Source organism: Cellulomonas sp. JH27-2 (assembly GCF_014837175.1).
Taxonomy (GTDB): Bacteria; Actinomycetota; Actinomycetes; order Actinomycetales; family Cellulomonadaceae; genus Cellulomonas.
On record NZ_JACYFR010000002.1, the window covers coordinates 244,975 to 264,846 of the forward strand.

Here is a 19,872-nt window from a genome sequence, read left to right on the forward strand (position 1 = left end):
CACCGTCGTCAAGCTCGGAACGACGATGCTGACCAGTTCGGCAGGGGCGGCCGGGATGTACTTTGCGCTCCCCACTACTCGGATGCCGACTCGGTCGGCGGGGACGCGTGCCAAGCGTTCTGCCGGTGAGCCGGAAAGCAGGCGGGAAGTCGGGTCGGCCCAGCAGGGCTCGCGTGGCGCGGGTGCCCTGGCGCAAGGCCACGGCGATGTGCTCGACCGCCCAGATCGGGTCGGCCTGGTCGACCGGGAGAAGTGGTGTGCGTCCGCTGTGCATGACGCGGAACGTCCCCACTCGCCGCGGGGGGCGCACTCCCCGCATGGAACTTGTGGCAAAACGTGTGGCACCCCCGCCGCACGGAGGCGACGGGGGTGCCGTTACTGCAGGTCACCGCCTCACGGGAGCAGCCGTGAGGCGGGACGATCACACGTCGTAGTAGAGCTCGAACTCGTGCGGGTGCGGCCGCAGGCGAATCGGGTCCACCTCGGCGGAGCGCTTGTAGTCGATCCACGTCTCGATCAGGTCGGGCGTGAAGACGTTGCCCGCCGTGAGGAAGTCGTGGTCGGCCTCGAGACGGTCCAGGACCTCGCCCAGCGAGCCCGGGACCTGCTGGATGAGCGCGTGCTCCTCCGGGGGCAGCTCGTACAGGTCCTTGTCGACCGGCTCCGGCGGCTCGATGCGGTTCTGGATGCCGTCGATGCCGGCCATCAGCATGGCCGCGAACGCCAGGTACGGGTTCGACGACGGGTCCGGCACTCGGAACTCGATGCGCTTGGCCTTCGGGTTGGAACCGGTGACCGGGATGCGGATGCACGCGGAGCGGTTACGGGCCGAGTAGACCAGGTTGACCGGGGCCTCGAAGCCGGGGACCAGGCGGTGGTAGGAGTTCACCGTCGGGTTGGTGAAGGCCAGCAGCGAGGGCGCGTGCTTGAGCAGGCCGCCGATGTACCAGCGGGCCGTGTCGGACAGGCCGCCGTAGCCCTTCTCGTCGAAGAACAGCGGCTCGCCGTCCTTCCACAGGGACTGGTGCACGTGCATGCCCGAGCCGTTGTCGCCGAACAGCGGCTTCGGCATGAAGGTGGCCGACTTGCCGTTGTTGTGGGCCACGTTCTTCACGACGTACTTGAAGAGCATGACCTTGTCGCCGGAGATCGCCAGCTTGTCGAAGCGGTAGTTGATCTCCTGCTGGCCGGCGGTGCCGACCTCGTGGTGCGCGCGCTCGACGCCCAGGCCCAGCGCGTCCAGCTGCAGGCTGATCTCGTCGCGGATGTCGGCGAAGCCGTCGACCGGCGGGACGGGGAAGTAGCCACCCTTGTAGGGGATCTTGTGGCCGAGGTTGCCACCCTCCTCCTCGCGGCCGGTGTTCCAGGCCGCCTCGAAGGAGTCGATCTTGTAGAAGGACTCGTTCTGCGCCGTCTTGAAGCGCACGTCGTCGAAGATGTAGAACTCGGCCTCGGGCGCGAAGAACGCGGTGTCCGCGATGCCGGTCGAGCGCAGGTACGCCTCGGCCTTGGCGGCGACCTGACGCGGGTCGCGGCTGTAGGGCTCGTCGGTGTACGGGTCGACGATGTGCATGTTGATGTTCAGCGTCTTCTCGACGCGGAACGGGTCGATGTAGGCCGACGTCACGTCCGGGATGAGCTTCATGTCGGACTCGTGGATGGCCTGGAAGCCGCGGATCGACGAACCGTCGAACATCTGGCCGTCGGTGAAGAACGCCTCGTCGACGGACGCTGCGGGCACGTTGAAGTGCTGCATCGTGCCGGGCAGGTCGCAGAACCGCACGTCGACGAACTTGACGTCCTCGCTCGCGATGAACGCCAGGACTTCCTCTGGCTTCTTGAACATCCGCTGCTCCTCGGTTGGTGGCGCCCGTGCGTCGGGCAGGGCTGACGTTACGAGCGCGCCGTTTCTCTGTGGTGTACCAAATGTTTCCGCCGCGTTACGCCGAAGGCTCGGGTGTAACGATCCGTGGTCGAACCGGACAGGCGTCCGGACCCAGGTACGGCACCTACCCTGGTCGATATGACGTCGCGCGACAACATGGGTTCCTGGCTCGAGGGTGGACCGACCGGTCCGGACCAGTCCGGGCGTCGCCTGGGCCTGCCCGAGGACGGCCCCGGCTCGCGGGCGGATCTGGGGCGGCGCGTCGGTGCGCTCGCCATCGACTGGGTCGCCTGCCTGGCGATCTCGGCGGCGTTCTTCCCGACGAGCACCGGCGCATGGCTGACGCGCGGGAGCTCGGGCGCGACGCTCCTGATCTTCGCGATCGAGAACCTGCTGCTGATCGGTTCGCTGGGCTTCAGCTTCGGGCATCGCCTTGTGGGACTGCGGGTCCGGCGGATGCTCATCGCGACCGAGGGGGGAGCGGCGGAGCCCGACGACGGCCGCGCACCCGGCTTCGGGCGCGCGCTGATCCGCACGGTCCTGCTCTGCCTGGTCGTCCCGGCCGTCGTGTGGGACTCGGACGGCCGCGGCCTGCACGACCGGCTCGCTGGGACCGCGATCGTCCGCCGCTGAGCCCGTCGGGGATCCGTCGGCGTCAGCGCCCGCGCATGCCCTTGCGGTCGGGGCGTGCCCGCATCGGGTCGACGCCCTTCGGGACGGGCAGACGGACGCCACCGAGGGCGGTGAGGCGCTTGCTGACCTCGGCGACCTCCTGCTTGGTCAGCTTCGGCTTGAGCTTCTGCACGGCGCGGGGCAGGCTGCGCAGCGCGACCTGGCCCTCCTCGTTGCCGCACTGGATGATTGTGATCGGTGCACCGGAGATGACGCGGGCGGTGCGCTTGCGCTCGGCATCGAGCAGGCGCCCGACGCGGTTGGCCGGTCCCTCGCTCACCAGGACGACGCCGGCACGGCCGAGGCCGCGGAAGACCATGTCCTGTGTGCGCGGGTCCACGGCCACGGGCTCCTCGGCGAACGTCCAGCCGCGGCGGATGGTGCCGAGCGCCGCACGCGACGCACCCGGCTGCCCCTCGATGCTCGCGTACGCCGAGCTTTCGGCGCGGCGGGCCAGCAGGAACATCCCGACGAGCACCGCGAACGGGATGCTGAGCAGCGCCATGTAGACGGTGTGCCCGATGATCAGGCCGACGACGACGCCGAGCACGATCACGCCGAGGAACGAACCCAGGACGATCCACGTCACCGCCGGGTCGTTCTTGCGCGTCATCTGGTACGCCTGCCAGATCTGCGTGTACCAGCGGGTCTTCTTCACCTTGGGCGCATCGGCGGCAGAGTTGTCACGGGCCATGGTCAGTGAGTCTACCGAGCGCCCGAACCGGCGCGGACCGCGTCCGCTCAGGGCGCAGCCGTCCGGGACGTGTCAGCGCGCGAGCAGGCTCGCGGCCTCCTGGCGTGCGGTCGTCGGCTCGCCCAGGTGGGCCAGCGCGTCGGGGATCGGCAGGCCGCGGCGGCGCATCGCCTGGCCCCACAGGCGTCCGGCGCGGTACGACGAGCGCACGAGGGGCCCCGACATCACGCCGAGGAACCCGAGGCGCGTGGCCTCCTCCGACAGCTCGACGAACTCCTCCGGGCGGACCCAGCGGTCCACCGGGTGGTGGCGCAGCGACGGGCGCAGGTACTGCGTGATCGTGATGAGGTCGCAACCGGCCTCGTGCAGCTGGGCGAGCGCCTCGACGATCTCCTCGGTCGTCTCGCCCATGCCCAGGATCAGGTTGGACTTGGTCACCAGCCCGGCCTCGCGGGCGCGAGTGATGACGGACAGCGACCGCTCGTAGCGGAACCCGGGGCGGATCTGCTTGAAGATGCGGGGGACCGTCTCGAGGTTGTGGGCCAGCACCTCGGGCCGCGACGAGTTCACCTCGTCGAGCAGCTCGGGAAGCGCGTTGAAGTCGGGGATCAGCAGCTCGACGCCCGTGCCGGGGTTGACCGCGTGGATCTGGCGCACGGTCTCGGCGTACAGCCACGCACCGCCGTCGGCCAGGTCGTCGCGCGCCACGCCCGTGACCGTCGCGTACTTCAGGCCCATGGCCTGCACGGACGCGGCCACGCGGCGGGGTTCGTCGGCGTCGAAGTCCGCGGGCTTGCCCGTGTCGATCTGGCAGAAGTCGCAGCGTCGCGTGCACTGGTCGCCGCCGATGAGGAACGTGGCCTCGCGGTCCTCCCAGCACTCGAAGATGTTGGGGCAGCCGGCCTCCTCGCACACCGTGTGCAGGCCCTCGCGCTTCACCAGGCCCTTGAGCTCCGAGTACTCGGGCCCCATGGTGGCGCGGGTGCGGATCCACTCGGGCTTCTTCTCGATGGGCGTCGCGGCGTTGCGGGCCTCGACGCGGAGCAGCCTGCGTCCGTCGGGTGCGGTGGTCACGTCGTTCACCCTAGACCGCCTCGCCGGAGTTGGGACTGCGGCGAGGTGGACGTCACACGGGACCTGGGTCCCACGCGGACCGGTCCGGGTCGGGAGAAGGCTGGGGGAACGACGACACGTCGTGAACGTCCGGATCGGAGGGGTCGTCATGCGGGTGCTGGTGAGCGTGGCGTCGCGCCACGGCGCGACGGCCGAGATGGGCGAGGAGATCGCGCTCGAGCTGGCGCGGGCGGGGCACGACGTGCACGTGGTCGAGCCCGACGAGGTCGAGGGCGTGACCGACTACGACGCGGTGGTGCTCGGCTCCGCCGTGTACGCCGGGCGTCTGGCCGTCGCGCTGCGGGCGCTCGTCGAGCGGTTCGGCGGACAGCTGCGGGCGCGGCCCGTGTGGCTGTTCTGGTCCGGGCCCGTGGGTGACCCGCCGCTGCCGATCACACCGCCCGACGACGTCCACGTCATCGCCGACGCCGTCGGCGCGCTCGAGCCCCGGTGCTTCGTCGGCCGCATCGACCCCGGCGTCCTCGACCTGAGCGAGCGTGCGCTCGTCGCGCTCACGCAGGCCCCCGCGGGCGACTTCCGCGACCTCGACGCCGTGCGCGCGTGGGCGCGGACCGTCGCCGAGAACCTCACGGCGCAGCCCGTCTGAGGTCCTCCAGACGCGTGACGGACCCGGACTCGGCGACGAGGGCGGTGGCCGGGTTCGTCACGCCACCCCGTCGTCGGCTTCTCAGCCGGCGACCGGGGCCTCGACGTCCGGCCGCGTCGCGGCGAGCAGCGGTGCCAGGGCGTCGACGAGGTGCACGCGCACCAGCGGCACCACCTCGGCGATCGTGACCCGGCGGCCGGTCTCGAGCGTCAGCGACGTGACGTCCGCGTCCGCGATCCCGCACGGGACGATCCGCGTGAAGGCGTCCAGGTCCGGCTCGCAGTTGAGCGCGAAGCCGTGCATGGTCACGCCGCGGCTGACACGCACACCGATGGCGGCGACCTTGCGCTCGCGGCGCCCCGTGGCCGGGTCCGCGGCGAACCAGACACCGCTGCGCCCGTCGACGCGGACGGCGGTCAGGCCGAGATCGGCGCAGGTGCGGATCAGAGCCTCCTCGAGGGCGCGGACGTAGCGCACGACGTCGAGCGGTTCGCCCAGCCGGACGATGGGGTAGCCGACCAGCTGGCCGGGACCGTGCCACGTGATGCGACCACCACGGTCGACGTCCACCACCGGGGTGCCGTCGACGGGGCGGTCCCACCGGGCGGTGCGGCGACCGGCCGTGTAGACGTCCTCGTGCTCGCACAGCAGGACGGTGTCGGGTGCGTCGCCCGCGACGACCGCGGCGTGGACCTCGCGCTGCAGCTGCCAGGTCGGCTCGTAGGGCAGCCGCCGCGTCCCCAGGTCCAGCTCGTCGAACCTCATGGCGAGCAGGCTAACCCCGCGCGTGCGACCTGCGAGAGCGCGCGCCGTCCCGCAGGATGTCTGCATGCCCCGATCACGTCGCGCCGCGGTCACCCGCGCCCTCGTCCTCGTCGCCGTCATCGCCGTCTGGCTCGTGTTCGGGTCGATCGGGGGGCAGGCCCAGGGCAAGCTCTCCGAGGTCCAGACCAACGACGCGGCCGCGTTCCTGCCCTCGACGGCAGAGTCGACGCGGGCCGCGGAGGCGAGCCGCGCCTTCGTCGAGCAGGAGACGCTGCCGGCGCTCGTCGTGCTCACGGCCGCGGACGGGACGGCGATCACGGCCGAGCAGACGGCCGCGGTGCAGGAGTTCGCGGCAGGCGTGCCGGACCGTGCGGTGCCCGGCGGCGGGACGTGGTCCGAGTACCTGGTGGGCCAGCCCGCCGTGGTGCCGTCGCAGGACGGCGCGGCTTTGCTTGTCGCGTTCTCGCTGGACGCCGACGCGGCCGAACAGCTGCTGCCCGACGGCGACGGCGTCACCGACGCGTTCGTCGTCGACCTGCGGGCGGGTCTCGAGGACGACCTGGGGGCCACGGCGACGACGTCGGGGGACCTGGGCCTGCATGCCTGGGTGACCGGGCCCGCGGGCTTCGTGGCGGACCTCGTGACGGCGTTCGGTGGGATCGACGGTGTGCTGCTGCTGGTCGCGCTCGGGGCGGTGCTGCTGATCCTGGTGCTGGTGTACCGGTCGCCGCTGATCCCGCTCGTCGTGATCCTGACAGCGGTCTTCGCGCTGTGCCTGGCCGGGCTCGTCGTCTACCACCTGGCCGACGACGGCACCATCACGCTCAACGGTCAGGCGCAGGGGATCCTCTCGATCCTGGTGGTGGGCGCGAGCGTCGACTACGCGCTGCTCCTCGTCGCGCGCTACCGCGAGGAGCTGCGGTCCGTCGACGATCCCTTCACGGCGATGCGGCGCGCGTGGCGGGCCTGCGTCGAACCGATCGCGGCCAGCGCCGGCACGGTGATCGCGGGCGTGCTGTGCCTGCTCCTGTCCGAGCTCGGCTCCAACCGCGGTCTGGGGCCCGTCGCCGCGATCGGGATCGCGTCCGCGCTGCTCGCCGCGCTGACGCTGCTGCCCGCCCTGCTCCTCGTCGGGGGCCGGGGGTCGCGCGTGCTGTTCTGGCCGCGGGCGCCGCGACCGTCGGCGCGCGACGCGGACGGTCGGGGTGCGCCCGACCCGGCGCAGGGCACCGGCCTGTGGGCGCGGCTCGCGCGCTTCGTCGGCGCGCACGCACGCGTCGTGTGGATCGTCACGGCACTGCTGCTCGCGGTGGGGGCCGCGTTCCTGCCCACGCTGCGGGCGTCGGGCACCAGCCAGGCGGACGTCTTCCGCACCGACGTCGACGCGGTCAGCGGTCAGGAGGTCCTCGCCGAGCACTTCCCGGCGGGGTCGGTGCAGCCGGCGACGATCATCGTCGACCAGGACCAGGCTGACGCGGTCTCGCAGGCGGCCCAGGGCGTCGACGGCGTCGAGTCGGTCGCGCCGTACGCGGGGGCATCGGCCGGCGCCGGCGAGCCCGACGAGGGCGGCGAGCCCGTCGTCGTCGACGGCCGGGTGCGGCTCGACGTGGTGACCACCGCCCCGTCGGACTCCCAGGAGGCCGTCGCCACGGTCGCCGACCTGCGCACCGCCGTGCACCAGGTCGACCCCGACGCGCTGGTGGGTGGTGCCGCGGCCGAGCAGCTGGACACGCAGCAGGCCGGCGAGCGGGACATCCGGGTCATCGTGCCGGTGGTGCTGCTGGTCATCGGCCTCATCCTCATGGTCCTGCTGCGGTCGATCGCCGCGGCGGTGCTGCTGCTCGTCGCGAACGTGCTCTCGTTCGCGGCGGCCCTGGGTGTCTCCGCGGTCGTCTTCAACCACGTCCTCGACTACCCGGGCGCGGACCCGACGGTCCCGCTGTTCGCATTCGTCTTCCTCGTGGCGCTCGGGGTGGACTACTCGATCTTCCTCATGACGCGCGTCCGGGAGGAGTCGGTGGCCTCCGGCACCCGGCTCGGTGTGGTGCGCGGGCTGGCCGTGACGGGCGGTGTGATCACGTCGGCGGGCGTGGTGCTCGCGACGACGTTCGCGGCCCTCGGCATCATCCCGCTGCTGTTCCTCGCGCAGATCGCGTTCATCGTCGCCTTCGGCGTGCTGCTCGACACGCTCGTCGTGCGCAGCCTGCTGGTGCCCGCGCTCGTCCACGACCTGGACCGGCGCACGTGGTGGCCCAGCGCGCTGAGCCGGCGGGCCAGGTCGTCGGCCTGACGTCGCGCGGCGTCAGACCGACGCCGCGACCTCCTCGAGCGCCTCGCGGAAGGCGGCGACGGCGGGGGAGCCGAGCCCGGCCGTGCGCTGCGCGGTGAAGACCGTGCGGTGAGGCGCCCCCGCGAGCTCGACGAGCCGACAGGTCGTGTCCCGTCCGACCCAGAGCAGGTCGGGCAGGAACGCGACCGCGTTCCCGGACTCGACCAGCCGGATCTGCGCCTGGAGGTCGGCGGTCTCGTAGCGGACGTCCGGCTCGAAACCGGCGGTGCGGCACGCCTGCTCCGCGAAGTGCCGGGTGGCGGTCCCGCGCGGTTCCATGACCCACGGCATGTCCCGCGCGCCGAGCAGGTCGGTCGAGGTGAGCGGGACCGCGATGCCGGCGGGCGGCAGTGCGAGCCGGATCTCGTCGCGCGTGAGCTCGCGTCGGTCGAGGTCGGGGAGCCACGCGGCCGTGTGGGACGGGTACTGCTCGGCGACGACGATGTCGAACTCGCGCGCCCAGGTGTCGTGCAGCGCCTCCTCGGGCTCACGCTGCACCATCTCGACGCGAACCTCGGGGAATCGCTCCGACATGATGCGCAGCGCCTGAGGCATGAGGGCGAGCGCGGCCGACTGGAACACCGCCACCCGGACGCGTCCCCGCACCTCCGTGAGAGACGCGGCCAGCGTCGCCTCGGCCCGCTCGATCGTGTCGAGCAGCTCGGAGGTCGCTTCGACCAGCACCTCGGCCTGCGGGGTGAGGCGGACCCCACGGCCCGACTTGCGGAGCAGCTTCACACCCGCCTCCTTCTCGAGCAGGCTGAGCTGCTGCGAGACGGCCGACGGACTGTGGTTCAGCGCCTGTGCGACCGCGGCGAGCGTGCCGCGGATCGAGAGCTCACGCAGGAGCACGAGGCGATGCAGGTCGAGCACGAGGCCTCCCGATGTGCGTGTGCCATGTCGTCCTCATGTGTACAGCACCCCGGCTGGACCCGCGCCCAGCGCCTAGGGTGGTGCGCATGCGGGTCGGGTTGATCGGGTACGGCGGGGCAGGACGAGGCATCCACGCGCGGCTCGTGCGCGCGGCGGGACAGCAGGTGACGCACGTCGTCACGCGCAGCCGTGGTGAGCAGGTGCGGGGTGACTGGCCGGACGCCGTCGTCGTGCCGGACGTGGAGGCGCTGCTGGCGCACGCGGACCGGCTGGACCTCGTCGTCGTCGCAAGCCCCACCGGCGACCACGTCGAGCACGCGCTCGCCGCGCTCGCGTCGGGTGTGCACGTGCTCGTCGACAAGCCGCTCGCGACCACCACGGCCGACGCGGAGCGGGTGGCGGCCGCCGGGGACGGTCGTCTCACCGTGTTCCAGAACCGGCGCTGGGACCCCGAGCAGCTCGCGCTCGCCGGACTGCTGCGGGACGGTTCGCTGGGAACCGTTCACCGGTTCGAGCGGCGGTGGGAGAGGTACCGGCCGCAGCCGCAGGACCGGTGGAAGGAGAACGACGTCGAGGCGGGCGGGCTCCTCCTCGATCTCGGCGCGCACCTCGTGGACTCGGCGGTGCAGCTCTTCGGCCCCGCGACCAGCGTGTACGCGGAGCTCCGCGCCCTGACGACGCCCGCATTCGACGACGTCTTCCTCGCACTGACCCACGCGGGCGGAGTGATCAGCCACCTGCAGGCCGGCGGGCTCGTCGGCGCACCCGGGCCCCGCACGCGCGTCCTCGGCTCGGGCGGCGCCTACCTGGTCACCAGCTACGAGGGCGAGCCGACGCCCTTCGCGGCGTTCGACGACGCGTACGCCGAGACGCGGCGGCCGGGCGAGCCCGAGCACGAAGGCTGGCTGGTGCAGGGCAGCGACCGCCGCCCGGTCCCGGCACCGTCCGGCGGGCACGGGGACATCTATCCCGCGGTGGCCGCGTGGGTGCGCGGCGACGGACCGGTGCCCGTCGACCCGGCGGACGCCGTCGCCACGGCGCGGGTCCTCGACCTCGCGCGGCTCTCGTCGGAGCGTGGGCAGGTCGTCACCGCCGGTTGAGGTGGGGGCCTGTGGATGACGGCCGACGCGTCGTGCACCAGCGCGCTTGCATGGGCGCATGGACCCCGCACTGGTGCCGTTGGACGTCACGGAGGCGCTCGCCGAGCTCGGTATGCGGGCGGTCGCGCCTGCCGGGCCCGAGGGCACCGGGTGGCTGGCGGTCGCTGACGACCGAACCGACCGCTACGTCGAGCTGCACGTGGTGCCCGTGCCGTTCGATGACGAGCTGGCTCGCCGCCTCGACCTCCTACGGGCCCTGCACCACCCGCACCTGAGCGAGCTCCTCGACGCCCGTGAGCTGTCCGCCGGCCGGCTCGCACTGCTCGTCGAGCACGTTCCCGGTCTCACGCTCGACGAGCTGACCGGGGCGCGGGCACCTCTGAGCGACGGGGAGGGGGTCACGCTCGTCGTCCCGATCCTGCAGGCCCTCGCGGCGCTGCACGGAGCCGGCCTCGTGCACGGGCCCGTCACGGCGTCGACCGTCGTCGTGCGGCCCGACGGCCGGCCCGTGCTCACCGACCTGCGGGGCGCGGTGCTCGGGTCGGGGTCGGTCGACGGCGACGTGCGGCGATGGCTGGCCACGGTCGTCGGCCGTCTGCCCGGCGCCGACCTCGACGCACTGCTCCCGGTGCCGCGCGACCCCACGTTGCGCGAGGTGCTCGAGCCCGCGCTGCGCGACGACCTCGACCTCGACACGCTCGTCCGGTCGTGCTTCGCGGCCGCCGAGCCGGAGGGCCTGCGGCTTCCCGACCCGGCCGTGCTGGCTGCGGGCGAGCTGACCCGGCAGGGTGCTCGGCGCGGTGAGCCCCCGGCGCGTCGGGCCGACCGTGCGCCGGTGCGGGCGATGCGTGCCGGCAGAGCACCACGACCCCGCAGGGAGCGCAGTGACCGCGGCGGCCCGGACCGGTGGACGCTGGGCCCGCGTGCTCGGGCGTGGTTGATCGGCGCGACCGTCCTGTCCCTCCTCGTCACGGGCGCCGCGCTGGTGATCGGCGCTCTCGGTGGCGATCGTGGGGGAGACCGCGTCGCGACGAGGCCCGACGCGGTCCGGGCTGCGGTCGATCTCAGCCGGGCTCGGGGATCGGTGCTCGCGGCGGGCGACGCGGACGCGCTCGGTTCGGTGGAGGTGCCCGACGGGCCGGCGCATGCCGCCGACGCGGCGTTGGTCGCGTCGTGGGACGGGGCCCGCATGGAGGGCCTCGCGGTCGAGGTGCGGTCCGCGACGCGCGCGGAGCCCGCCGGGACGGACGACGCGCCCCGGGTCGCGGTGACCTCCGCGGCGGGCAGCTACGTCCGGGTCGACCCGGACGGGGGTCGCACGCGAGTGGCTGCGGCTCGCGAGCGCGCCGTGGTGCTGGAGCTGAGGTGGACCGACGACGGGTGGCGGGTGTGGGCCGTCAGCCCGTCGTGACCGCCCACGCGGCGGCGTCGTCGAGGTCGGCGAGCTCCGGCTCGAAGCCCGACGCGACCAGAGCCGTCGGTATCGCACGGACCGAGCCGAGCACCTCGGAGGAGAAGTCGCCCAGCGCGAGTCGCAGCGCGAAGGCGGGGACCGGGACGCGAGCAGGCCGGTGCATCGCGCGGGCCAGCGCCTCGATCACCTCGATGCTGCGGCGTGGCTCGGTCACCAGGTTGACCGGCCCGTGCACGTCGGCGGACAGCAGGTGCTCGATCGCGCGCGCCTCGTCGAGCAGGCTGATCCACGGCCAGTACTGCTCGCCGGAGCCGAGCCTGCCGGCCAGGCCGAGCCGCATGATCGGGAGCAGCGGGCCGAGCGCGCCCCCGCCAGGGCCGAGCACGATGCCGGTCCGCAGGTTCACGACCCGCACGTCCGCGTCCCTCGCCGACGCCGTCGCGGACTCCCACTCGCGCACCACGTGCGCGAAGAACGTCGAGCCCAGCGGCTCAGCCTCCGTCAGCACGTCCTCGCCTCGCGGCCCATAGGCGCCGATGCCCGATGCCTGCAGCAGCACACGCGGCCCGTCGTCCATGCGTGCGAGCGTGTGGGAGAGAAGGCTCGCTGAGCGGACGCGCGACGAGAGGACGAGCCGCTTGCGGGCCGTGGTCAGAGGCCGGCCGGCCGGGTTCACGCCCGCCAGGTCGACCACCGCGTCGACACCGTTCAGCGCCGCCGGGTCCAGCTCGCCCGCGTCCGGGTCCCAGAAGATCTCGTCGGCCGACGCGGGTGCGCGACGCACCAGGCGACGGACCTCGTGCCCCCGGTCCTGCAGCAGCGGCACCAGCGCACCACCGATGAACCCGTGCGAACCTCCGACGACCACGCGCATCCGGTCACCCTATGCGCGCCGGACGCACGACGCCCCCGGACCGCCGAAGCGAGCCGGGGGCGTCGTGGTGAGCCTGCTCAGAGGCCGATCTCGGCCTCGAACGCGCCCTCCTCGAGACGGGCCTTGAGAGCCGAGAGGTAGCGCGACGCGTCGGCGCCGTCGACCAGGCGGTGGTCGTACGACAGCGACAGGTAGCACATCGAGCGGATGGCGATGACCTCGCCGCCGTCGCCGTCGGAGATGACGACGGGCCGCTTGACGATCGCGCCCGTGCCCAGGATCGCGGACGTGCCGCCGGGGACGATGGGCGTGTCGATGATCGCGCCGCCCGAGCCGGTGTTCGTCACCGTGAAGGTGGCCCCGCTCAGCTCGTCGGGCGTGACCTTGTTCTCCCGCGTGCGGCCGGCGAGGTCGACGATCTTGCGCGAGATGCCGGCCAGGTTCAGGTCACCCGCGTCGCGGATGACCGGGACCAGCAGGCCACGCTCGGTGTCGACGGCGATGCCGACGTTCTCCTCGCCGTGGTACGTGATCTGGTTGCCCTCGAGCACCCCGTTGATCTTCGGGTACGCCTTGAGGCCCTCGATCGCGGCGAGCACGAAGAACGGCAGGAACGTGAGGTTGACGCCCTCACGAGCCTTGAAGTCGTTCTTCGCGCGGGCGCGCAGGCGGGCGATCTTGGTGACGTCCACCTCGATGACCGTGGTGAGCTGCGCCTGCGAGTGCAGGGCGTCGACCATGCGCTCGGCGATGATCTGGCGCAGACGGCTGGCCTTCTCCGTGGTGCCGCGCAGCGGCGAGACCGACGGGACCGTGGCGGCCTTGGCGGGCGACGGAGCGGTCGCCGCAGGGGCGGCCTGAGCGGCCTTGGCCGCCTCCTCCGCCTTCGCGGCCGCCTCGAGGACGTCCTCCTTGCGGATGCGACCGCCGACGCCCGTCCCGGTGAGGGTCGAGACGTCGACGCCCTTGTCCGCGGCCAGCTTGCGCACGAGCGGCGTCAGGTACGAGCCCGAGGCGGCAGGCGCCGCAGGAGCGGCGGGAGCTGCGACTGGCGCGGGCTGCGGGGTGGCCGGGACGGGTGCGGGAGCGGACTTCGCCGTCTCCTGCTCCGCGGCGGGCTCGGGCGCGCTCTGCGGCTCGGGCTTCGCCTCGGGCTTCTCCTCGGCCGCCGGTGCCTCGGGCTCCGCGGCGGGCTCGGGAGCGGACGGCTGATCGGCTGCCGGGGCGTCGCCCGAGCCGATGACGGCCAGAGGGGCGCCGACCTCGACGGTCTCGTCCTCCTGGACCAGGATCTCGGTGAGCGTGCCGGCGAACGGCGACGGGATCTCGGTGTCGACCTTGTCGGTCGAGATCTCGAGCAGTGGCTCGTCGACCTCGACGCTGTCGCCGACCGACTTGAGCCAGCGCGTGACGGTGCCCTCGGTCACGGACTCGCCCAGCGCGGGGAGCGTGACCTTCTCGCCTGCACCGGCCCCGCCGGAGCTGCCCGACGACGCGGCGGCTGCCGGCTCGGACTCCTCGTGCTGCTCAGGTGCCTGCTCGGCCGGGGCGGCCTCGGCGGCCGGCTCCTCGGCGGGGGCCTGCTCCGCGGGTGCCTCCTGCGCAGCGGACTCCTGTGCGGGGGCCTCGTCGGACGACGAGTCGTCGCCGGACACGCCGTCGCCCGAGCCGATCACGGCCAGGGTGGCGCCGACCTCGACGGTCTCGTCCTCCTCGACCAGGATCTTCTCGAGCACGCCGGCGAACGGCGAGGGGATCTCCGTGTCGACCTTGTCGGTGGAGATCTCGAGCAGGGGCTCGTCGACCTCCACCGTGTCGCCCACGTTCTTCAGCCAACGGGTGACGGTGCCTTCGGTGACGGACTCACCGAGTGCGGGAAGCTGCACGTTGTCGGACATGACCGCGTCGTCTCCTTTGATCCTGGGGTCAGTTGTGGGCGTGCAGCGGCTTGCCGGCGAGCGCGAGGAAGGCCTCGCCGACGGCTTCGGTCTGCGTGGGGTGTGCGTGGATGAGCGAGGCGACGTCCTCGGGGTAGGCCTCCCAGTTCACGATGAGCTGGCCCTCCCCGATGAGCTCGCCGACGCGGGCGCCGATCATGTGGACGCCCACGACGGGGCCGTCCTTCTGGCGGACCAGCTTGACGAAGCCCTGCGTGCCGAGGATCTTGCTCTTGCCGTTGCCGGCCAGGTTGTACTCGAGCGTCTCGACCGAGTCCTCGCCGTGCACCTCCTTGGCAGCGGCCTCCGTGAGACCCACCGAGGCGACCTCGGGGTCGGAGTACGTGACGCGGGGGATGCCGGACTCGACGATCGGGGCCGGGTTCAGGCCCGCGATCTGCTCGGCGACGTAGATGCCCTGCGCGAAGCCGCGGTGCGCGAGCTGCAGGCCGGGGACGATGTCGCCGACGGCCCAGATGTTGGCGACGCCCGTGTGCAGCTTCTCGTCGGTGATGACGAAGCCGCGATCGAGCGTGACGCCCTGCTCCTCGAAGCCCACGCCGTTGGTGCTCGGCCCGCGGCCGACGGCGACGAGCAGGAGGTCGGCGTCGAACGTCTTGCCGTCCTCGAGCGTGACGTGGACGCCGTTGTCGTCCTGCGTGACGCCGGAGAAGCGGACGCCCAGGTTGAACTTGATGCCGCGCTTGCGGAACGCGCGCTCGAACGCCTTGGACAGCGCCTCGTCCTCGTTGGGGACCAGGTGGGGGAGCGCCTCGATGATCGTGACGTCCGCGCCGAACGACTTCCAGACGCTCGCGAACTCCGAGCCGATGACGCCGCCGCCGAGGATGAGCGCCGACTTCGGCACCCAGTCCAGCGTGAGGGCCTGGTCGGAGGTCATGACCCGACCACCGATGTCCAGGCCGGGCAGCGAGCGGGCGTACGAGCCGGTCGCCAGGATGATGTGCTCCGCGGTGTACCGCGTGCCGTCGACCTCGACGGCGTCGGTCCCGACGAGCTTGCCCCAGCCCTCGACCACCGTGATCTTGCGGGACTTGATCAGCCCCTGCAGACCCTTGTACAGGCCGCCGATGACGGTGTCCTTGTACTGGTTCACCCCGGCCATGTCGATGCGCTCGAGCGAGGAGTGCACGCCGTAGTGCTCACCCTCTCGAGCGTTGTCCGCCAGCTCGGCGGCGTGCAGCAGGGCCTTGGTCGGGATGCAGCCGTTGTGCAGGCAGGTCCCGCCCAGCTTGCCGGCCTCGATCAGGGCGACGTTCTTGCCGAGCTGGGCCGCGCGCAGCGCCGCGGCGTAGCCGCCGCTCCCCGCTCCCAGGACGATGATGTCGAAAGCGGTGCCGTTGGTGTCGGCCACGTGCAGACTCCTCATACGCAGACGTAGAGACGTGTCGGTCTCATGCTCGCTGTCCATCTTGTCATCAAGCCAGGTCCGCAACGAACCGGACCGCGCCGTGGGACGTGTGACGCTCGGAACAGTGTTCCGGGCAGCGGTCTCGCGGTGACGGTGAGGCGCGACGAGTCCGTCAGGACCTGCCGGAACCGGCCCCGGACCGCTCGTGCGGCCGATAATCTTCACGGCATGGGCCTGTTCTCCCGACGCCGCGCGTCGACGCCGACGCCTGCCGCCGACACGAGCGACCGCGCCGCGCGCGACGCCACCACCGCGCACCTGCGCGAGTTCGTGCAGACGCGGGTCGGCGTCGAGGCCTACATCGAGCCCGCCACGAACGTCACGCAGACCACCGTGATGCTCGTGGCCACGGACGGCGAGTGGACCCGACGTCGTGTCCCGGACGGCGCGACGGCCGCCAAGCTCGCCCGTGCGCTCGGCATCCCTGCTTACGACGTCCAGCGCACGGGCTACCCGCAGCGCGTCCGGGACTACAACGCCCGCCAGAGGTTCGAGCGGCAGCGCAAGATCGTCTGACGGGCGTCGTCGGCCGGGATCAGCGCGCGGCGCGTGCCTCCAGGAACCCGAGCAGGGTGCGGACGCCCACACCGGTGCCGCCGACGGGCGTGTAGCCGTGGGCGCCCTTCTCGTTGAAGGACGGTCCGGCGATGTCGAGGTGGGCCCACGGCGTCTCGCCGACGAACTCACGCAGGAAGACCCCGGCGGTCAGCATGCCGCCGAACCGGTCGCCGATGTTGGCCAGGTCGGCGACCTTCGACTTCAGGCCCGCGCGGAGCTCGGCGGGCAGCGGCATGGGCCAGAACTGCTCGCCCGTCGCCGTGGCGGCGTCGACGATCTCGGTGCGCACGTCGTCGGCGCCCATGACCGCGGAGACGCGGTAGCCGAGCGCGACCATCTGCGCACCCGTGAGGGTTGCGATGTCGAGGACGACGTCGGGCTTCTCCTCCACGGCGGCGACCAGGCCGTCGGCCATGACCAGGCGGCCCTCGGCGTCGGTGTTCAGCACCTCGACAGTCTTGCCACCGCGGATCGTGATGACGTCCGACGGGCGCTGCGCGCTGCCCGAGGGCATGTTCTCGGCGAGGCACAGCCAGCCGGTGACGGCCACGGGCAGCTCGAGGCGGGCCGCCGCGACGACCGTGTGCAGCACGGCCGCGGCGCCGGCCATGTCGGACTTCATCGCGTCCATGCCCGCTGCCGGCTTGATCGAGATGCCGCCCGAGTCGAACGTGATGCCCTTGCCGACCAGCGCGACCGAGGCGTGCGGGCGCGACGGCGAGTAGGAGACGCGCACCAGGCGCGGGCCGCGGGTGGAGCCCTGGCCGACGCCGATCAGGCCGCCGTAGCCGCCCGAGGCGAGCGCCTTCTCGTCGAGGACCGAGACCTTGACGCCCTTGGCCTCCTTGGCCGCGACCTTGGCGAGGTCCGCGAAGGCGGCGGGGAACAGGTCGTTGGGGGCGGTGTTCACGAGGTCGCGGGTCGCGCGCACGGCGTCACCGATCACCTCAGCGCGCGCGACGGCCTTCTTGGCGGCCGCGTCGCGCGTCCGGTCGGTCACGAGCTCGAAGCGCTCGACCGCGGCCGGGGCCTTGGAGTACCGGTCGTAGGAGTAGGCGCCGAGCAGCGCGCCCTCGGCGACGGCGGCGACCTGCGCAGCGTCGACCGCGGGAAGGGCCAGACCGACCGACGACGTGCCGGCGAGCTCGCGGGCCGCGGCTCCCGCGGCCCGGCGCAGGGTCTCGGGCGTCACGGCGTCGACGTCGCCGACCCCGGTCACCACGAGGACGGCGGCGGAGATGCCGAGGCCGGGCACGCGCCGCACCTCGTCGACCGCGCCGGTGATGCCGAGCTTTGCGGCATCCGTGCTGATCAGCCGCGCGAGGTCCTGGGGGAGCCAGTCCGCGTCCAGCGGCGTCACCGCCTCCCCGGATCGGCCGACGGCCACCACGAGGGCGTCGACGGACAGGCGGGCGGGGGACTTGGACGTCAGCGAGATCACGTCTCGATGGTAGTCCGCGACGCACGAGCGCTCGTCAACGGCCCTGCGATCGGGCCGGTAGGTTGGGGCCTCGTGATCCTGCCCGTCGCGCTGCTCGTCGGCGCCCTGTGCGTCGCGCTGGCCGCGTGGGCGGCGTGGTTCGTGGCCGCCGACCGGGCCGTGGTCCTGCGTCAGCTCTGGGGCGGGGCCGTGGTCGAGGCCGTGCTCGTCGTCCAGGGCGTGATCGCCGCAGCGGTCCTGGCCACGAAGGACCACGACGTCGACGCCGCCCTGTTCTGGGGCTACGTCGTGGTCCAGCTCATCGTCCTGCCCATCGCCGCCGCGTGGGCCTTCGCCGAGCGCACCCGCTGGAGCTCGGTCGTCCTGCTCGTCGCCGCCCTCACCACCGGTTTCCTCGAGTACCGGTTGTGGCAGATCTGGGGAGTCTCGTGACCAAGGTCGCACCCACCCGTCCGACCGGCTCCGGTCCGGGCCGCCTGCTCGTCGCCGTGTACGGGATCCTGGCCCTGGCGGCCACGGCGCGTGGGATCTACCAGGTCGCCACCAAGCTCTCCGACGCGCCGGTCGCCTACCTTCTCTCGCTGTTCTCGGGCGTCGTCTACATCCTGGCCACGATCGCGCTCGCGACCGATCGCCGCCGCCTGGCGTGGGTCACCGTTCTCGTCGAGCTGGTGGGCGTGCTCGTGGTCGGCACGCTGTCGGTGGTCGACGTGGGCGAGTTCCCCGACGAGACCGTGTGGTCGGGCTTCGGTGCCGGGTACGGGTACATCCCGCTGGTGCTGCCGTTCCTCGGTCTGCTCTGGCTGTGGCGCACGGGCCGCCGGGCGCCCGACGACGTGGCCGCCGCGGACTCGACCGACGACGACGGCGCCGCCACCGTAGGGTGAACGGCGTGTACCGGCTGCTCTTCGACCTCGTCTTCCGTCGCATGGACCCCGAGCACGCCCACGAGGTCGCGTTCGGCCTGATCCGTGGCGTCGGGCGCGTGCCTGTCCTGCGTGACGTGATCGCCGGCGTGATGACCCCGCCCGCGAGCGGCTCCGTCCGGGTGCTGGGGCGCGGGTTCCCGTCCCGCTTCGGCGTGGCGGCCGGCTTCGACAAGGACGCGCGCGGGGTCGAGGGTCTGACGATGCTCGGGTTCGGTTTCGTCGAGGTCGGCACCGTCACCGCGCACCCGCAGCCCGGCAACGAGCCGCCGCGGCTGTGGCGCGTGCTCGACGACCGCGCGCTGCGCAACCGGATGGGCTTCAACAACCAGGGCTCGGCCGCGGTCGCGGAACGTCTCGCGGAGCTGCGCTCGACCCGCCGGGGTCGTCGCCTCGTCGTCGGGGTGAACATCGGCAAGACGAAGGTCACGCCCGCCGAGCAGGCGCCCGACGACTACGCGATCAGCGCCGGCCGCCTCGCGCCGTTCGCCGACTACCTCGTGGTCAACGTCTCCTCACCCAACACGCCCGGCCTGCGCGACCTGCAGTCCGTCGCGGCGTTGCGCCCGATCCTGCAGGCCACCCGTGCGGCGGCCGACGAGGCGACGGCACGGGCAGGGCGTCCGGACGTTCCTCTGCTGGTCAAGATCGCCCCGGACCTCTCGGACGACGACGTCGACGCGGTCGCCGAGCTCGCCGCCGAGCTCGGGCTCGACGGCGTGGTCGCGGTCAACACGACGATCGCGCACGACCTGGGGCCCGGCGGACTGTCCGGTCCGCCCGTCCTCGAGCGTGGCCTGGACGTCGTCGCCCGCCTGCGCAACCGGCTGGGTCCGGACCCCGTGATCATCGGCGTCGGCGGCGTCAGCACCCCGGCCGACGCGCTCGAGTACCTGGCCGTCGGCGCGACGCTCGTCCAGGGGTACACCGGCTTCATCTACCGCGGACCGTTCTGGGCCGCGCGCATCGGCCGGGCGCTCGCGCGCGACCGTGGCGCCGAGACGTCGACGAGCGAGACCGCGACGAGCGGAGCGGCGTGATGGTGCTGCGGCCGCAGTGGGAGTGGCGACTCGACGCCGCGTCGGCGGAGCCGCCCGGCGTCCCGACGAGTCCCGTGTTCACCACGCGCTACGACGCCGAGCAGTGGATCGGTGAGCACTGGCGGTCGCTCGCGGGTCAGGGTGTCGTCGCCGCGACGCTGCTGCACCACGGCGAGCCGGTCGCGGCGACGCTGCCGCTCCCGCAGGCCTGA

General features: G+C 72.7%; 19 protein-coding genes. 10 read left to right on the forward strand and 9 right to left on the reverse strand.

The annotated features are described in order from the left end of the window. Positions 1 to 421: 421 nt before the first annotated feature. Positions 422 to 1,846 (reverse strand): type I glutamate--ammonia ligase, encoded by a 1,425-nt coding sequence (gene glnA, locus IC607_RS06065; RefSeq protein ID WP_191786111.1) that lies wholly within the window; start codon positions 1,844 to 1,846, stop codon positions 422 to 424. A gap of 177 nt (positions 1,847 to 2,023) precedes the next feature. On the opposite strand from glnA, the gene IC607_RS06070 reads away from it, so the two are divergent. Continuing rightward, complete coding sequence (locus IC607_RS06070) at positions 2,024 to 2,518, forward strand: RDD family protein (RefSeq protein WP_191786113.1); 495 nt, start codon at positions 2,024 to 2,026, stop codon at positions 2,516 to 2,518. 22 nt (positions 2,519 to 2,540) lie between these two features. Here IC607_RS06070 and IC607_RS06075 read toward each other — a convergent pair whose 3' ends face one another. Then, complete coding sequence (locus tag IC607_RS06075) at positions 2,541 to 3,251, reverse strand: DUF4191 domain-containing protein (protein ID WP_191786115.1); 711 nt, start codon at positions 3,249 to 3,251, stop codon at positions 2,541 to 2,543. A 72-nt stretch (positions 3,252 to 3,323) separates the two neighbouring features. Then, positions 3,324 to 4,325, reverse strand: a complete 1,002-nt coding sequence (gene lipA, locus IC607_RS06080; RefSeq protein WP_191786116.1) for a lipoyl synthase — start codon at positions 4,323 to 4,325, stop codon at positions 3,324 to 3,326. Between the two features lie 148 nt (positions 4,326 to 4,473). On the opposite strand from lipA, the gene IC607_RS06085 reads away from it, so the two are divergent. Beyond that, positions 4,474 to 4,971 carry a flavodoxin domain-containing protein gene (locus tag IC607_RS06085; RefSeq protein WP_191786117.1) on the forward strand — a complete coding sequence of 166 codons (498 nt, stop codon included), beginning with the start codon at positions 4,474 to 4,476 and terminating at the stop codon, positions 4,969 to 4,971. A gap of 81 nt (positions 4,972 to 5,052) precedes the next feature. Here the strand turns inward: IC607_RS06085 and lipB are convergent, their stop codons facing one another. Then, the gene (lipB, locus tag IC607_RS06090; RefSeq protein ID WP_191786118.1) at positions 5,053 to 5,736 is read right to left on the reverse strand and encodes a lipoyl(octanoyl) transferase LipB; all 684 of its coding nucleotides are present in this window, start codon (positions 5,734 to 5,736) and stop codon (positions 5,053 to 5,055) included. Between the two features lie 64 nt (positions 5,737 to 5,800). Between lipB and IC607_RS06095 the strand changes: the two genes are divergently transcribed. Next, positions 5,801 to 8,026: an MMPL family transporter gene (locus IC607_RS06095; RefSeq protein WP_191786120.1), complete on the forward strand. Its 2,226-nt coding sequence runs from the start codon at positions 5,801 to 5,803 to the stop codon at positions 8,024 to 8,026. Positions 8,027 to 8,038: 12 nt separating this feature from the next. Here the strand turns inward: IC607_RS06095 and IC607_RS06100 are convergent, their stop codons facing one another. After that, positions 8,039 to 8,938 carry a LysR family transcriptional regulator gene (locus IC607_RS06100; RefSeq protein ID WP_191786122.1) on the reverse strand — a complete coding sequence of 300 codons (900 nt, stop codon included), beginning with the start codon at positions 8,936 to 8,938 and terminating at the stop codon, positions 8,039 to 8,041. An 86-nt stretch (positions 8,939 to 9,024) separates the two neighbouring features. On the opposite strand from IC607_RS06100, the gene IC607_RS06105 reads away from it, so the two are divergent. Beyond that, the gene (locus tag IC607_RS06105; RefSeq protein ID WP_225224563.1) at positions 9,025 to 10,038 is read left to right on the forward strand and encodes a Gfo/Idh/MocA family oxidoreductase; all 1,014 of its coding nucleotides are present in this window, start codon (positions 9,025 to 9,027) and stop codon (positions 10,036 to 10,038) included. 58 nt (positions 10,039 to 10,096) lie between these two features. After that, positions 10,097 to 11,449 (forward strand): hypothetical protein, encoded by a 1,353-nt coding sequence (locus IC607_RS06110; RefSeq protein WP_191786124.1) that lies wholly within the window; start codon positions 10,097 to 10,099, stop codon positions 11,447 to 11,449. On the opposite strand, the gene IC607_RS06115 is transcribed toward IC607_RS06110, so the two are convergent. From IC607_RS06115 to lpdA, 3 genes are all read right to left on the reverse strand, one after another. Further along, entirely contained in the window at positions 11,436 to 12,326 is an 891-nt protein-coding gene (locus IC607_RS06115) for a TIGR01777 family oxidoreductase (RefSeq protein WP_191786126.1), read from the reverse strand. The two genes, IC607_RS06110 and IC607_RS06115, sit on opposite strands and share 14 nt — an antisense overlap. Positions 12,327 to 12,403: 77 nt before the next feature. After that, complete coding sequence (gene sucB / locus IC607_RS06120) at positions 12,404 to 14,224, reverse strand: 2-oxoglutarate dehydrogenase, E2 component, dihydrolipoamide succinyltransferase (protein ID WP_191786128.1); 1,821 nt, start codon at positions 14,222 to 14,224, stop codon at positions 12,404 to 12,406. Positions 14,225 to 14,252: 28 nt separating this feature from the next. Further along, positions 14,253 to 15,638 carry a dihydrolipoyl dehydrogenase gene (gene lpdA, locus IC607_RS06125; protein WP_370526043.1) on the reverse strand — a complete coding sequence of 462 codons (1,386 nt, stop codon included), beginning with the start codon at positions 15,636 to 15,638 and terminating at the stop codon, positions 14,253 to 14,255. A gap of 225 nt (positions 15,639 to 15,863) precedes the next feature. On the opposite strand from lpdA, the gene IC607_RS06130 reads away from it, so the two are divergent. Next, a complete protein-coding gene (locus IC607_RS06130; RefSeq protein WP_191786132.1) occupies positions 15,864 to 16,211 on the forward strand; it encodes an oxidoreductase in 348 nt (115 codons plus the stop codon). Positions 16,212 to 16,230: 19 nt separating this feature from the next. Here IC607_RS06130 and IC607_RS06135 read toward each other — a convergent pair whose 3' ends face one another. Next, entirely contained in the window at positions 16,231 to 17,694 is a 1,464-nt protein-coding gene (locus IC607_RS06135; RefSeq protein ID WP_191786134.1) for a leucyl aminopeptidase, read from the reverse strand. A 72-nt stretch (positions 17,695 to 17,766) separates the two neighbouring features. Here IC607_RS06135 and IC607_RS06140 point away from each other — a divergent pair, with 72 nt between their 5' ends. The 4 genes from IC607_RS06140 to IC607_RS06155 are packed head-to-tail and all read left to right on the forward strand — an operon-like array spanning position 17,767 to position 19,872. Beyond that, positions 17,767 to 18,126 (forward strand): hypothetical protein, encoded by a 360-nt coding sequence (locus IC607_RS06140; RefSeq protein ID WP_191786137.1) that lies wholly within the window; start codon positions 17,767 to 17,769, stop codon positions 18,124 to 18,126. Then, positions 18,123 to 18,581 carry a hypothetical protein gene (locus IC607_RS06145; RefSeq protein ID WP_191786138.1) on the forward strand — a complete coding sequence of 153 codons (459 nt, stop codon included), beginning with the start codon at positions 18,123 to 18,125 and terminating at the stop codon, positions 18,579 to 18,581. The genes IC607_RS06140 and IC607_RS06145 overlap by 4 nt, the downstream gene beginning before the upstream one ends. A gap of 5 nt (positions 18,582 to 18,586) precedes the next feature. Further along, positions 18,587 to 19,660: a quinone-dependent dihydroorotate dehydrogenase gene (locus IC607_RS06150; protein WP_191786140.1), complete on the forward strand. Its 1,074-nt coding sequence runs from the start codon at positions 18,587 to 18,589 to the stop codon at positions 19,658 to 19,660. Then, positions 19,660 to 19,872 (forward strand): hypothetical protein, encoded by a 213-nt coding sequence (locus IC607_RS06155; protein WP_191786141.1) that lies wholly within the window; start codon positions 19,660 to 19,662, stop codon positions 19,870 to 19,872. The genes IC607_RS06150 and IC607_RS06155 overlap by 1 nt, the downstream gene beginning before the upstream one ends.